At 37.7% G+C, this 14,903-nt stretch carries 9 protein-coding genes; all 9 read left to right on the forward strand.

Translation table 11 applies throughout. From position 1 onward, the window contains the following. Positions 1 to 70: 70 nt before the first annotated feature. On the forward strand, positions 71 to 1,033 hold the full coding sequence (locus ADICYQ_RS02895) for an efflux RND transporter periplasmic adaptor subunit (RefSeq protein WP_020890833.1): 963 nt from the start codon (positions 71 to 73) through the stop codon (positions 1,031 to 1,033). A gap of 56 nt (positions 1,034 to 1,089) precedes the next feature. Continuing rightward, positions 1,090 to 1,296: an efflux RND transporter permease subunit gene (locus ADICYQ_RS29230; protein WP_020890834.1), complete on the forward strand. Its 207-nt coding sequence runs from the start codon at positions 1,090 to 1,092 to the stop codon at positions 1,294 to 1,296. 25 nt (positions 1,297 to 1,321) lie between these two features. Continuing rightward, positions 1,322 to 4,261, forward strand: coding sequence for an efflux RND transporter permease subunit (locus ADICYQ_RS02900; protein WP_262485359.1), 2,940 nt, complete (start codon positions 1,322 to 1,324; stop codon positions 4,259 to 4,261). Positions 4,262 to 4,265: 4 nt separating this feature from the next. Next, positions 4,266 to 5,618, forward strand: coding sequence for a TolC family protein (locus ADICYQ_RS02905; RefSeq protein WP_040414255.1), 1,353 nt, complete (start codon positions 4,266 to 4,268; stop codon positions 5,616 to 5,618). A 422-nt stretch (positions 5,619 to 6,040) separates the two neighbouring features. Continuing rightward, the gene (locus tag ADICYQ_RS02915) at positions 6,041 to 6,490 is read left to right on the forward strand and encodes a VOC family protein (RefSeq protein ID WP_040414258.1); all 450 of its coding nucleotides are present in this window, start codon (positions 6,041 to 6,043) and stop codon (positions 6,488 to 6,490) included. Positions 6,491 to 7,006: 516 nt separating this feature from the next. After that, complete coding sequence (locus tag ADICYQ_RS02920; RefSeq protein WP_020890839.1) at positions 7,007 to 7,378, forward strand: BlaI/MecI/CopY family transcriptional regulator; 372 nt, start codon at positions 7,007 to 7,009, stop codon at positions 7,376 to 7,378. After that, positions 7,375 to 8,766: a M56 family metallopeptidase gene (locus ADICYQ_RS25700; protein WP_020890840.1), complete on the forward strand. Its 1,392-nt coding sequence runs from the start codon at positions 7,375 to 7,377 to the stop codon at positions 8,764 to 8,766. The genes ADICYQ_RS02920 and ADICYQ_RS25700 overlap by 4 nt, the downstream gene beginning before the upstream one ends. Positions 8,767 to 9,323: 557 nt before the next feature. Continuing rightward, the gene (locus ADICYQ_RS02930; RefSeq protein WP_020890841.1) at positions 9,324 to 13,700 is read left to right on the forward strand and encodes a PAS domain S-box protein; all 4,377 of its coding nucleotides are present in this window, start codon (positions 9,324 to 9,326) and stop codon (positions 13,698 to 13,700) included. Positions 13,701 to 14,029: 329 nt separating this feature from the next. Next, on the forward strand, positions 14,030 to 14,683 hold the full coding sequence (locus ADICYQ_RS27015; protein WP_081652274.1) for a helix-turn-helix domain-containing protein: 654 nt from the start codon (positions 14,030 to 14,032) through the stop codon (positions 14,681 to 14,683). Positions 14,684 to 14,903 lie beyond the last annotated feature (220 nt).

Raw genomic sequence — 14,903 nt, forward strand, 5'->3', positions numbered from 1 at the left:
AAAAATACCTTTAAAGAACAAAGGTATTTATACGGCAACTGTGTTTACAGAAACCATTAAAAATTCAACATTGCCTTTAGAATTGACAGCAACCGGTAGTTTGGAAGCCAAAAATAGGGTAGAGATATATGCTGAGGTACAAGGCATAATGACCTCCCCAGTGGGCAGTTTCAAAGAAGGTGCTGCTTATAAGAAAGGCAGTGCCTTGGTTGCCGTAGAGTCTGATGTTTACCGGGCTGGATTAATGTCACAAAAAAGTAGCCTGCAAAATTTGGTAACTGCTGCCTTGGCAGATCTTCGTCTGGATTATCCTTCATCATTTTCAAAGTGGAATGACTTTCTTATGCAAATTGAGGTAAGTAGTCCCTTACCTCCTTTACCAGAAGCGGCTTCTGATAAGGAAAAGATGTTTATTACGGGAAGGAATATTTACAGTACCTATTATAATGTACGCAATTTGGAATTGACGCTGGCCAAATACAACATTACGGCACCTTTTGATGGTGTGCTCGTAGAGGCTTTGGTTACGCCAGGTTCGCTGATCAGACCTGGGCAAAAATTGGGTGTATTTATTCAGCCTTCGATTTTTGAAATTGAAGCACCTGTTAATGCCAGCATGATTAACCTCCTTAAAATTGGCCAAAAAGTAGACGTAACCTCAACCAACAATGTTTCTCAAAAATGGGTTGGGGAAATTACACGAATCAACAGGTTGGTGAATAGTGAAACACAAACTACCAATGTATATATTCAACTTCGCGGTGATGGATTAGAAGAAGGTATGTTTGTGAAGACCAATATTATGGCTACCGAAATGGAAAATGCCTATGAGTTGAGTAGAAGTGTGATTTTTGACAAGAACCAGGTTTTTGTAGTAGAAGATTCTGTGCTTGTTCAAAAAACAATTGAGCCTGTTTATTACAATGAAGAATCTGTAGTGATAAGAGGGCTAGCCGATGGCGAAAAAACACTTTCCAAGTTGCCAACGGGGGCTTATCCGGGGATGAAAGTTTCCATTTACAACGAGCAATAACGGTGATTTCTGTTTTGCATTATTTGTACAATTTTTCATTAATCACGAGTTAAGCAATGAAGTCAATAATAACGCATTTTATAAAATTCCCGGTTGCCGTAAATGTCATTATTCTAGCAATAGTGGTACTTGGCGCCTTCGGGATGTTATCGTTAAAATCTAGTTTCTTCCCGCTACAAGATTCTAAATTTATAGACATAACCATAAGTTACCCAGGTGCTTCTCCAGAAGAAATGGAGGAAGGCGTGGTTTTAAAAAATTGAGGACAATTTACGAGGGATCGTAGGGATTGACCGTTTTACTTCTGCCTCCTCAGAAAATACAGCAGCCATTAATGTGGAGGCTATAAAAGGTTATGACATCGATATTTTATTGGCAGATGTCAAAAACGCGGTCGATAAAGTCCCATCGTTTCCAGCAGAGATGGAGCCACCAGTTGTGGCCAAAAACGAGAACTTAAATGTTGCCATTGAGCTGGAATTGAGTGGGAAAGACATCCCATTAAAAACGCTAAAAACCATTGGCAGAGAAATAGAAAATGACCTGCGTAGTATTGATGGTATTTCTCAGATAACCATCACTGGTTTTCCAGATGAAGAAATCACAGTATCAGTAAACGAAGAGGTTTTACGTTCCTACAATTTAACTTTTAGCGATGTAGCCAATGCAGTTGCCAATAACAATATTTTGGTAACTGGTGGAGCCATTAAAACCGAAGCGGAAGATTACCTAATACGGGTAAACAACCGTTCTTACTACGGCAAGGAACTCAACAATATTATTTTAAAAACCGAAGACAACGGTGCCATTGTGACCTTGGAAGATGTGGCTGTCACGGAAGATGCCTGGTCTGAAACCCCAGATCGAAGTTACTACAACAATCAATCTTCTATCTCTTTTCAAATTAGCACCACCAACAATGAAGATTTAATTGAAGCAGCTGAAAATGCCACCATTTATTCTGAGGCATTTAACGAAACGCATAACAATATTCAGTTGAATGTGACCAATGATAGGTCTCAAATAATTGTTGAGCGTACAAAACTTTTAATGGTAAATGGTGCACAGGGAATAGCCTTGGTATTGTTTTTCCTTTCCTTGTTTCTACGTCCTAGATTGGCGGCTTGGGTGGCCTTTGGTATACCCATTTCCTTTTTGGGAATGTTTATGATGGCCTCTTATTTTGACATTACTATAAATGTACTTTCCCTATTCGGGATGATTATCGTAATTGGGATTTTGGTAGATGACGGTATCGTAATTGCTGAAAATATTTTCCACCACTATGAAAAGGGGAAGTCCCGCGTTCAAGCTGCTATTGATGGAACCATGGAAGTTTTGCCGGCCATTACATCAGCTATTCTGACTACCCTGGTAGCATTTTCAACTTTCTTTTACCTGGACGGAAGGCTAGGAGAGTTTTTTGGAGAAGTGTCTATTGTAGTTATTTTGACCTTGTCTTTTTCACTCTTTGAAGCACTGGTTATTCTTCCGGCACACATTGCCCACTCCAAAGCACTTTCGAAGGATCAAAAAATGTATTGGTTTAATGAAAGAGCCACTACTTTCTTAGACTATTTACGTGACAAGCTTTATAGTCCGGTTTTGCATTTCTTTATGGAGTTTAAAATTCTTGGATTTTCAATTCTGATCGCCTTGTTTGTAATTACCACAGGGGCGATGGAAGGCGGAATTATTCGTACCACCTTTTTTCCAGTAGTTGCTTCGGATCAGGTAAACGTTACGCTAAAAATGCCGCAGGGAATTAACCCATTGGTGACAGAATCTATTATATCTGAAATCGAACAAGTGGCCATTGAAGTGAATAAAGAATACACGGCTAAGCAAGAGGGCGGAAAAGAGGTATTTCAAAGTATTATTAAAAGAACCGGTCCGGGAACCGCCAACGCCTCATTAAAAATCAATTTGTTGCCAGGTGAGGAACGTGATTTTACAGCTTCCGAAATTGCGGGATCCATCGCACAAGCTTCGGGCGAATACCCTTCTGCAGAGAGTTTGACTTTTGATGCGGGTTCAAGCTTTGGTGGTAAGCCAGTTTCGGTTTCTTTATTGGGGTACAATATCGAGGAACTTAAAGCGGCCAAATTAGAGCTCAAGGAAAAACTGAAGGAAAACACGCTTTTACGTGATATCAGTGACAATGACCCAGCGGGGATTAACGAAATTAATGTTGAGTTGAAAGACAAAGCCTATTTGTTAGGCTTTACCCTAAGTGATGTAATTGGCCAAGTACGTGCTGGCTTTAATGGGTTGCAGGTACAGCGTTTTCAGCGGGGACAAGACGAAATAATTGTTTGGGTGCGCTACGATAGAGCAGGCCGTTCATCAATTTTGAACCTGGACAATATGCACATTGTAAGTGCGTCTGGCAATCGTGTTCCGCTTAGCGAAATTGCAACGTATTTTATTGAACGTGGGGAAATTACCATTAATCACCTGGATGGGAAACGTGAAATAAAGGTTGAAGCTGATTTAAAAGATCCAAAAGAAAGCTCATCGGATATTATTACAGATGTTCGTGAAAACATCATGCCTGAAATCATGTCCAAATACCCAACGGTATCAGCATTGTACGAAGGTCAAAATCGTGAGGCTGGAAAGATTAGCGCTTCTGCGAGCAAGGTTTTTCCAATTATCATCTTCTTGATTTTAATTATTATCGGGTTTACTTTCCGCTCTTACTTGCAGCCGATTTTATTGCTGGTGATGATTCCATTTAGTTTAATCGGTGTGGCTTGGGGTCACTGGTTGCACGACTTCCCTATCAACATGCTTTCCCTACTCGGCATTATTGCCCTCATAGGTATTGTGGTAAATGATGGATTGGTGCTTATCAGTAAATTCAACAGCTATTTGCAAGAGGGCTTTAGTTTTGATGATGCCCTTATTCAAGCAGGTAAATCCAGGTTCAGGGCCATCTTTTTAACATCCATTACAACCATAGCTGGTTTGTCACCCCTTATTTTAGAAAAAAGTAGACAGGCTCAGTTTTTAATTCCCATGGCCATTGCCATTGCTTATGGAATTGCCATTGCCACCGTACTTACCTTGATCATGCTGCCAATGTTATTGTCTGTTGGCAATGGGTTGAAGGTGTATACAATTTGGCTTTGGGAAGGTAAAAAGCCTTCGAAAGAATCTGTAGAACCTGCAATTGAAGAGCTAGAAGAGCTACACGAAAATGATGAATTAACTCAGAATGCATAAAATAATGAGCTTACAAAGAAAAAATAGCGTATTAAAGCATCATGGCTTGCAACTGTTTGCCCTGACTGCAATGCTGGTATTTACGGCTTCCAGCACAGTAGTGAATGGTCAGGAAATGCTTTCTAGAGAAGAGGCCATGGGTTTAACCCTTAATCACAATTACGATATTAAAGTAGCCGAAAAATCTTTAGAAGTAGCGGATAACAATCAGAGTATTTTGAACACCGGTTTTCTACCTACCGTATTTGCCAATGGAAATGCTGGCATTTCTGGTTACCAGGGGCAAAACCAAACCGTCAATGGGGATATAAATTACGATCCTACCGATGCCTATAATTACAGTGCTTCAGTGGGTGTAGATTATGTATTGTTCAATGGCTATGGCAGAATGTACAATTACAAACAACTTAAAGAATTGTACAATATCTCTGAACTGCAAGCCAGGCAAATTATTGAGAATACACTTTTAGAATTGTCTAATTCCTATTTCTTAACCGCACAATTAACGGAGAGTGTTAGCATTTTGAAAAATGCCCTAAGTATTTCAACCACAAGAATGCTACGTGCCCAATATAGTTTTGAGTATGGGCAAACCACTCAGATAGATTTACTAAATGCGCAGGTGGATGTAAACAACGACAGTATCAATCTGCTCAATACTATTCAGGATTTAGAAAACTCCCGCCGCAATCTAAACCTTATAATGGGCAGAGAAATTGAAATGGAATTTGCAGTAGATACCACTATTAATTTTGCTATGCCTGGAACTAAGGAGGATTTGATTGATCAGGCCTATAACCGCAATGTATTGATCCAGCAAACCAATAGCCAATTGCGTAACAGCGAGTTTGCATTGAAAGCAAGTCAAGCAGGCTGGTTTCCGGCATTGTCTTTAAATGCGGGTTACAATTATTCAGGCAACCAAAACCCTGCTGGGGCTTTCGTTACAGGGAGTTACAATTTAGGCCCTCAAGCCGGACTTTCTTTGGCCTGGAATGTTTTCGATGGAGGAAGCACCCGCATAAAGAGCCAAAATGCACGTTTGGAAATAAAGCGGCAACAAATATTAAAAGAGGAGACCGAATTTTCCGTGAAGCGTGATGTGCTCAATGCCTACGGTTCCTACCAGAATTCGTTGTTTGTTTATTATGCTGAAAAAGCCAACCTGGAAACAGCCACTAAAAACTTTGAACGCAGCGATGATTTGTACAAACAAGGGCAAATCAATTCCATAGAATTTAGACAAGCACAGTTAAACTTGCTAAACGCACAAAACAATCAAAGCATTGCCAAATACAATGCTAAGTATGAGGAGCTAAAACTTAAACAGTTGGCGGGTATTCTTTTAGAAGATTAATGCAACAAGTTGTATTGAATCTAATCGGATTCATCCATCTTACCACAGACCACGGGCTTATGTCCGTGGTTTTTGCGTTTATCTCTTTTACAGGTGAGGGAATAATTAATTATTGATATTTTACCCAAAAAAGTCAGTTGGTTTATATAATTCTAAACCTCCCCTACAGCCTTGATTTTTGTAGTTTATATAATGAATGCTTAGGTGAATGGGAGGGGCGAATGAAATTTTAAATAAGGTAGGTCTTTGAAATTGGACAGGTATTTGATGAAAATAAATTAGATCAATGGGGTAGAATGCATAGGTTTTCATTAAGTTGTGTAGACATAGAGATCAGCAACAATTGGCATGTTTTAAAAGGTTCTATCAACTAATGAATTATCGGTTGCATGTTTCGATTTAAACCCAAAAATACCATAACCATGGCTAAAATAAGCACTTACCTGAACTTCAATGGGAATTGTGAAGAAGCATTCAATTTCTATAAAACCGTATTTGGAGGAGAATTCACATTTATAGGTCGCTTCGAAGAGATGCCAGAAAGTGATGATTATAGCATTCCAGAAGCAGATAAAAATAAGATCATGCATGTGTCACTTCCTATCGGTACCTCCATTTTAATGGGCAGTGATGTAGGTGGTGATTGGGCAACCTCATTTAAGCAAGGAAATAACTTTTTAGTATCTATAAACGCAGACAGTAAGGAAGAAGCAGACAGGCTTTTTAATGCACTTGGAGAAGAAGGCCAAATTACAACGCCGCTTCATAATTCATTTTGGGGAGACTACTTTGGGATGCTGAAAGACAAATTTGGTATTGCCTGGATGATGAGCTTTAATGACCAGCAAAAAGGAGATACAACTAAAAATTGATCATTATTTAGCACCTCTTTTTGTATTAAAATAGCTGATTTTGATTTTTCAGTGATTAAATTCTCTAATATGATTAGAAGAATTCTTTCCTTTACTATTGTCACTATAGTTGGTGCCTATTCATTCACGCAAAATGGTTCCTCTTAATGGACTTAGCTCTACGACCTATTTTTTGGCCAATCCGTTACACGCTATAAACTAGAATTACCGGAGGAAAGCGGAGGGAAGAAGCCCGATTCCGTAATTAATTCAACAGGATTTTATAACTTTTTTGATGATACAATTTCGTCACGCAATTGATGGGCTGATGCTAACCCAGGCCTAATGGCTATATTTTTGAGCGTTAACAATCAATTCAAGTGTGCAAATAACCTTGCCCGGCCTGTTTTTTTTCAAGAATGATGTATCACTGTCAGTTTAATAAAATCGAAAATTTATTTTAAATATTTAGTTATAAGTTTGTAGTTATGAAAATTAACTCTACATTTGTAGAGTAAGGTATTTAAATATAGAGCAATGCAATTACCGAAAAAAGAAGAGCAATTGATGGAGTTTATTTGGAAGCAGGAAAAAGTTTTCATGAAAGACCTTATTGAATCTTACCCTGATCCAAAACCTGCCACTACAACGATTGCTACTTTGTTAAAAAGGTTGCAAGACAAAGATTTTGTTGCCTATAAGGTGTTTGGGAATTCCCGAGAGTATTATCCCTTGGTGGAGAAGGGGGATTATTTTTCAAAGCATGTGAAGGGAATGATAAAAAATTACTTTGACAATTCACCACTGCAGTTTGCTTCGTTTTTTACGACAGCCACAAATCTTACAACAGCTGAATTGGAAGACCTTAAAAAAATTGTAGATCAAGAAATTAAAAGAAAGGAAAAATGACAGTTTACCTCATTAAAATAATTGTTTGTTCTGCATTGTTTGCGGCTTTCTACAAAGTGATTTTAGAGAAAGAAAGAATGCACCGATTCAATAGGTTTTACCTACTGGGAAGTTTGATATTCTCATCCATTGTCCCCTCCCTTACTTTTACCCAGGAGCTGCAAACGCTACCAATAATGGAGAATGTAATCACTGAATCGGTGTTTTTTTCTGAAGCCGGGAATGCACATCAAATTGTGGTAGCTAATGAGACCAATTATTTACTAGTTATTCTCTTAACCATCTATGTGACCATTACAACGCTATTGTTTCTCAGGTTTTCAATCAACCTTAAAACAATATTAAATAAAGCATGGGCAAATGCTACAATTCCATTTAAGAACGTGAAGCTCATTCTTTTAGACCAAAGCATAAGGCCACATAGTTTTTTAGGCTATATATTCCTCAATGCGGAGGATTACAGGAGAGGGAATATTGAACAAGAAATCCTATTTCATGAATTGGTTCATGTTGAACAAAAACATTCATGGGATATCTTATTCATAGAAATCGTCCAAATCCTATTTTGGTTTAACCCATTTATTTTTCTTTACCGGAAAGCCATAATGCTAAACCATGAGTTCTTAGCTGATGAGGCAGTAATCAAAGAATATACAGATGTAAAAGCCTATCAGGTGTTGCTGCTAGAAAAAATAAGTGCGCAAGCAGGATCATTTATTACAAGTCAATTTAACCATTCTATAACCAAAAAACGATTGCTCATGATGACCAAAACCAAATCATTCCGAAACAGTTTGTGCAAGCAAATGGCTGTTGTTCCCCTTTTGGGTATGGCCGTGTTGTTTTTCAGCACAATAACAATTGCACAAGAGGAAACCGACGATGTTCAGCCAAAACAAATTGCAGTTCAATCTACTACAGAAGGGGCAACCCCTGCCCAACTTGCTGAGTACAGTGAGATTGTGAACAAGGCAAAAAATGACAAAGGACGTCCTACCCGCAGCAAAATTTCTGAAGAGGATAAGGAAAGATTACAGTACTTGTATTTATTGATGAGTAGAGAGCAACAGTCCCAACAAATGGTGATGTTTATGCTTTTCTTAGCACCCATGGAAAAATCTATTCCTACTGAACAGCAAATTCAGTCCTGGAAGGATGCTAAAATGTATGGAGTATGGATAGACGAGAAACAAATAAGCAATACCGAATTGGATAAATACACCAATACTGATTTTGCCCATCTACATATAAGTAAACTTGAAAAGAATGCTAAAAATTATGGTAAACATTTTTATCAAGTAAATCTAATGACGAATGCGCATTATGCAGCTTATTATAAGAGGCAGTTAAAAAATCAGGGTAAATATATGATGGTGTTTTCGTATTAATAAAAGGGAGCTATTGAAAAAGGATATTTTAAATCTAAAAAAGAGAGATAATGTATTGACCAAGAGTTCCACTACCTAGGAAGGATTACCTAGGCTGTTAGTAGAAATGAACTTAGGTAATTTGATAAACACAAAAAGGGGATAATCATCCCCTTTTTGTGTTTATCAGTTTTTGTTGTGCTCAGATTTCAAAGGTTAGAGAAAAGAATATTATTTTTTCTACCGAATGCCTGTATTTTTAATCAAAGGAAAAGCCAAGAACCAAGTTTAGGAGACAAGACTTCTGTCTCAATTTAATGAGACGTGCGCTTGTAGTTTACTTTTTATTGCTAATTTTAATGGTGTTAATTTGAACAACCTTTGTCAAGCTGGCTTCTATTTTAGATTTAAAATGGATTTAGGATTTTGCTTGGGAATATTGGAATCATTTTAACATTCAAGAACTGGAACAATTGGCAAGGATTAATATGCCAAAGGAAATGCGATAACATGCTTAGCTATCAAACCTCGCTTCAGCGTTCAAGAGAAAGTTTTATTATTAAACCATGATGGATTAAATGGGTACTGAAACGGAAGACAATGTTTTTTTAAGAGCTGGCGGAGAAATGGGGGAGCTCATCAGAGCCAGAGATTGGGAGAATACACCACTAGGGGAACCAAATAGTTGGGCGCAGCCTTTAAAAACAATGGTGGGTGTTTTGCTTGAGAATCCCTTTGGCATGTACATCGCATGGGGAAAAGAATATACTCAAATCTACAACGACGGTTATAGGCCCATATTAGGCGCTAACAAGCACCCCCAGGCACTAGGATCGAGTACCCGAGAAACATTTCCCGAAATTTGGTCAATCATTGGGCCGATGTTGGATAGTGTAATGGAGGGAGAAGCTTTCAGGTTTCAGGATTTGATGTTGCCCTTGAACAGAAGTGGATACCTGGAAAATTGTTATTTCGATTTCTCCTATAGTCCAATAAGACTAGCGACTGGTGAAGTGGGAGGTGTTCTGGTAACAGTCGTAGAAACCACCTCAAAAAAAATAGCGGAAAATGACCTTATAGAAAATAAAAATGATTTAGAATTCGTAATTGAGGCAGCTCAGTTAGGAACGTATGACTATAATCCATTGACCAACACTTTTTCCGGTAATGCCAGATTAAAGGAATGGTTTGGCCTTCCTCTCGAAGAACAGATCGAATATGAACAGGCCATTGCTGCTATTTCGGAAACAGATAGGGATCGTGTTTCTCAAGCCATAAATGAAGTCCTGAAATATTCTTCTGGCGGTAATTTTGACATTGAATATACCATTGTAAATGCGGTAACCCAGAAAGAAATCATCGTCCACGCCACAGGTAAAACCAGATTCAATGAAGAAAAAATTGCTTATCGTTTAAACGGCACCTTAGAGGACGTTACCGATCGGGTATTGGCAAGTAAAAAGATAGAAGAAAACGAAAGAAATCTTCGGCTTATGATTCTCCAGGCCCCTTTTGCCATATCAATATTCAGGGGTGCCGATTATACAGTAGAGATTGCCAATAAATATGCCTTGGAACTTTGGGGTAGAAAAGAGGAAGAAGTGCTTAATATTCCGCTTCTTGAAGCATTGCCCGAAATCTCCTCTCAGGGTATAAAAGAATTGCTGGACGGTGTCTTCGGCACTGGTAACCGATTCGCCACGTCCGAAAGGCCATTGCAACTTTTAAGAAATGGTATTTTGGAAACTGTTTATGTTCATTTTTCATACGAAGCTTTGTATGATATAGATGGAAAAATCAACGGTATCATGGCCATTGGTTATGATGTGACGCCTCAGGTAGCAGCAAGAAAAACGATAGAAGAAAGTGAAAAGCGTTACCATAACCTCATCCATTCTTCTCCATCTTCTATTGCTATTTTATCCGGAAAAGATTTAGTGATTACGATTGCCAATGATATCATTATAGAATATTGGGGTAAAGGAAAAGAGGTTATTGGGAAACCCTATTTTGAGGTATTACCAGAAATGGCAGAGCAAGGATACATTGAAGTTTATGAAACTGTATATAAAACAGGTACTCCTTTTACGTCCATTGAAACGCCTGTTAGCATCATGCAACATGGGGAAATGACATTGAAATATTTCAATGTCAATGTGTATCCACAGCGTGATCTGGACGGAAACATTGATGGTCTTGGTATCATTGCTACAGAGGTGACTTCACAAGCCATATTTAACAACAAAATAAAAGAAAGCGAACAAAACATACGGGCTTTGGTAGAAAGTGCTCCTTTTCCAATAGGTGTTTTTGTGGGGGAAGACATGAGTATATCTCTTGCCAACCAATCCATTATGGATGCATGGGGAAAAGGGAATGATGTTGTAGGTAAATTATATTCTGATATCCTTCCAGAATTTGGGAACCAGCAAATTTTTGGGCAGATACGTAAGGTGTTACAAACGGGCATTCCTTTTCATGCCAGAAATCAAAAGGTTGATATCGTAAAAGATGGGAAATTAAAACCTTATTATTATAATTATAGTTTCACTCCGCTGCTGGATGCTTCTGGTAAGGTCTACGCTGTAATGAATACTGCAGCTGAAGTTACAGAACTGCATGAAGCAAAGCAGAAGGTAGAAGAAGCGCTTTCAGAAATCAAGCTGTTTAAGTTTATGGCAGACACTGCCGCTGATCCTTTTATCCTTATAGAGGAAGATGGGAGTTTTGCTTATCTAAATAATTCGGCATTGGAGAAATGGGGCTATACGGAACAGGAAATGAGCTTGCTAAAAGTGCCTGATGTCGATATCATTTTTCACGACAAAAAATTCAAGGAGGTATTTAAGCGTGCACAAAGGGAAATAATTCCACCTTTTGAAACGATGCATAAAAATAAGCAAGGGCATATATATCCTGTAGAGATTAATATGGGTGGTGTTGAGGTGGATAAAAAAACCATGTTATTTGCTATAGCACGTGATATTACGGAACGTAAAAAAGCCGAGCAAGATGTCATAGAAGCATTTCAGAAAGTAGAGGAAAGTGAAAAAAGATTCCGGGATTCAGTAAAGCAGGCACCACTTGGTATTGTTATTTTCCGGGGACCTGAAAATGTGATTGAAATAGCAAATGAAAGTTATTTACAGTTAATAGACAAAACCGAAAATCAATTTGTGGGTAAACCGCTTTTTGAAACACTGCCAGAAGTTAAAAAAACCATAGCACCCATAATTGCCGATATCTATAGGACAGGAAATGCTTTTTACGGATATGAATTCCCAGTGACTATAAATCGTCATGGCAAAACAGAATCCGGTTATTATAATTTTGTTTACCATCCTTTAAAGGAAAAAAATGTAATAACGGGTATAATGGTAGTGGTTACCGAGGTAACGGCTACTGTAACAGCAAAACATATTATAGAGGAGAATGAGGACAAACTCAAACTTATCATTGAGGCCAGTGAGCTCGGTATTTGGGATTTAAATCTTAAGACACAGGTTATGGTTGGCTCTGAACGATGCTATAATATTTTAGGCTTTCCGAACACGAAGAATTTAACCCAGCAAGAAGTTATCGCACATGTGCATCCCGATGATGTTAAACTTAGGGCGGAAGCATTTGAAAAAGCATATGAAGTTGGTTTACTACATTATCAGATTAGAATTGTTTGGGAAGACCAATCTTTGCATTGGAAAGATGTAAAAGGCAAGGTTTATTATGATGAACACAATAAGCCTGAACGAATGCTTGGAACCGTGCGGGACATTACGGAAGAAAGGACTTTTCATCAACAACTATTAGAGCGAGAGGAAAAATTCCGCTTATTGGCGGATTCTATGCCGCAATTTATATGGACATCAGATCCCGATGGAAACATCAACTATTTCAATCAATCCGTTTTTGATTTTTCAGGATTAACATCGGAACAATTGTATAACGATCAATGGATACAGATCGTGCATCCCGATGAAAGGGAGAGAAACATAAAACAGTGGATCCAGGCAGTACGATCAGGAAAAGACTTTTTGATGGAACATCGTTTTCGCAAGTACGATGGTGAATATCGCTGGCAGTTGAGCAGGGCAATACCTCAAAAGGATGCAGATGGAGCCATAAAGATGTGGGTGGGTACAAGTACAGATATTCAAGAGCAAAAAATGTTCACAAATGAACTGGAAAAGATGGTTCAGCTGCGTACAAATGAATTGCAACAAAAGAATGTGGCACTTGAGAAAATGAATAAGGAGTTGCAATCATTTGTGTATATCTCCAGCCATGATTTGCAGGAACCATTGCGAAAAATCCAAATATTTGCTTCTAGAATTTTAGAAACGGAATATGATGCCTTATCCCAAAATGCGCAGAAATATTTCACAAAAATGCATAAGTCGGCCTTCCGGATGCAAAATTTAATTCGAGATCTCATTGCCTATTCCAGGACCAATGACCAAGAATTAAATTATGAAGTTGTTGAGCTGCTAGAAATTATTGAAGACACGAAAGAAGTTTTAAGTGAAGAACTGGAACAAAACAATGTAACATTTGAGCTCGAAAACCTATGCAATGTCAAAGTTGTCCTTGTCCAATTCAGGCAGGTCATAGTTAATTTGGTAAGTAACGCTATTAAATTTTCCAGAGCGGGCCATGCTTCCCATATAAGGATTAATTGTGAAACAGTAGAAGGAAAGAAAACTGGAATCGAATCATTAAATGATGACGAACACTATTGCCATATACGGTTTGCCGATAATGGGATTGGTTTTGATCAGAAGTATTCGGAAAAAATATTTGAAGTTTTTCAACGCTTACACAGTAAAGATGTCTATACAGGAACAGGTATTGGATTGGCTATTGTAAAAAGAATAATTGAAAATCATGAAGGTTTTATTATGGCAACCGGTGAATTAAATAAAGGGGCTACGTTTGATATTTATATTCCTCAAGCGTAAATTTTGTCTATATCAGATGCTGCGATGGCAGTATGTGTTCCTAATTGATCAGGCTATTTTAAAAAGATCAAAAATGCACTTAAAAGGTGCAAGGCAGTGTTTTTGTTTTTAAGGCAATTGGCCAACCTGTTTTTCTCATTTCCAATAGGACGATAAATATTTAAAATCAGCAGGCAATAATATGCCTGCTGATTAGTCTATTGTCTCTGATTAATCACTTAAAAGCTATGGTTAAACCGGTTTTTTGAAAATGCCGTAAGAATGCCGTAAGCTAACCGTTATCAAAATATAATTTCTTCAATAACTTTAAAGGAAATTAATAATAAAAAATGGGTGTGATTGGTGAAATAATTTGTGAATCAAGAAAGGCTAAAGGGTTAACTCAAGAGGGATTGGCAGAAATGTCTAAAGTGAATTTAAGAACAATTCAGCGGATTGAAAACAAAGAAAGTGACCCTCGTGGTAAAACTTTAAGTTTAATTTGTGAAGCCCTTGAGTTAAACATAGAAGAGGTGCTGAATAGTGAGAAACAGCACAATAAAAATAGGGTAAAATCAGATTTGGTACATGGATACAAACTAGCGCCCAAACGAATCAGACTTCTAGCTAATTTGACAGAATTTTTTATCTTTTTTGTAATTTTTATAGGGCCTATTTTGCTATATAAAATACTTACCAAAGACATGGACCCCAATGTAGGTGCATTTGTAAAAATTGAACACCTGGTCTTTTTTTCTCTTTTGGTTGGAGGCGTATTGTATCCGGTTTTCTCAGGTAATCTAGGTCACAAGATTTTCAAGTTAAAAGTCATATGCGCTGAATCTGGAGGTGATTATAAGAAAGCTTCTGAAGGGGCCATTCGTGAGTTTTTAAAATACGCTTCAAGTTTTCTTATAATTCCAATAATATGGTTGCTTTGGGACAAGAATAACCAAAACCTATATGATAAGTTGACCAAAACTTTCGTTGTTGAAAGAGGTTGAAAATTAATTTTTAAACCCACATTCATCTCTAATCTAAAACATACATTGAAGCTACATTTTGTTATGTGTCTGATTTTTTTTGTATGCTTTTCATGGTAAATTTTAATCGTTCAAATGGTTCATTATTAGCATAATTACTTATGTCTAAATTGGGTCTTGAATAACAAATGCAGTGGTAATTATTTTTTTTTTATTTTGCTCAATCCAGTCATCCTGCTTG

The sequence above is a fragment of the Cyclobacterium qasimii M12-11B genome (genome assembly GCF_000427295.1).
Lineage (GTDB): Bacteria > Bacteroidota > Bacteroidia > Cytophagales > Cyclobacteriaceae > Cyclobacterium > Cyclobacterium qasimii.